The 734-nt window shown below is 53.3% G+C and carries 1 protein-coding gene; it reads left to right on the top strand.

Features of this window, described 5'->3' with window-relative positions:
* Window positions 1-58 precede the first annotated feature (58 nt).
* Window positions 59-442, top strand: a complete 384-nt coding sequence (locus FYK55_RS28760; protein ID WP_235909053.1) for a GxxExxY protein — start codon at window positions 59-61, stop codon at window positions 440-442.
* Window positions 443-734: the final 292 nt, after the last annotated feature.

Raw genomic sequence — 734 nt, 5'->3', positions numbered from 1 at the left:
ATGGCCAGTTTGGTTTGTATGAAGGTGATAGGTCGATAGGCGAATGACGGAGAATGAGTTGACCGATGCAATCATTGGTGCCGCGATCTTCGTGCATCGCAGGCTTGGACCAGGTTTATTGGAGTCGGTCTATCGTCGATGTCTTGCGTATGAGCTTCGAAAACGCGGATTCTCCGTCGTCGAAGAGAAGCCTGTCGCCCTCGACTATGACGAATTGCATGACCCCTGTGCATTTCGCGCCGATTTGCTTGTTGAAGAACTGATCGTCATCGAGCTGAAAGCCAAGTCAGCCATCCATCCGATCGACAAGGCGCAAACCCTCTCTCACCTTCGTCTGATGAACCTGAATGTGGGTTTGCTTCTCAATTTCCATGAAGCAAAACTTGTTGATGGTCTCCATCGAATCGTGAACAACTATCGCGGACCACGAGTCTCTGAATAGCGGACGCAATCTCCCCACCCTTCAGCAGCAACTCTTTCTCCGCGATTCTCCGCTCCTCCGCATCTCCGCGTTAAATTCCCCTCGAACGATGCCAATCGGCCGCGACACGATCGAGACGAATCTGCGAGCGCATGTCGATCGGCTTGCGGGACTGAGCGGTCCGGATTTAATCCGGGGACAGAGAACGTTACCGCCATGGTCAGTGCATGGGCATGCATGTAGCGATCTTCGGTGTTGCCCTGGACGACGTTCCGTCAATACTGAACTTCGTACGGGCGTCTTCTCCGATAGG

This window comes from Roseiconus nitratireducens, from assembly GCF_008629675.1.
In the GTDB taxonomy this organism is placed as follows: Bacteria; Planctomycetota; Planctomycetia; order Pirellulales; family Pirellulaceae; genus Stieleria; species Stieleria nitratireducens.
Note: the sequence above shows the minus strand (reverse complement) of the source record. Positions and strands in the feature narration are given on the sequence as shown.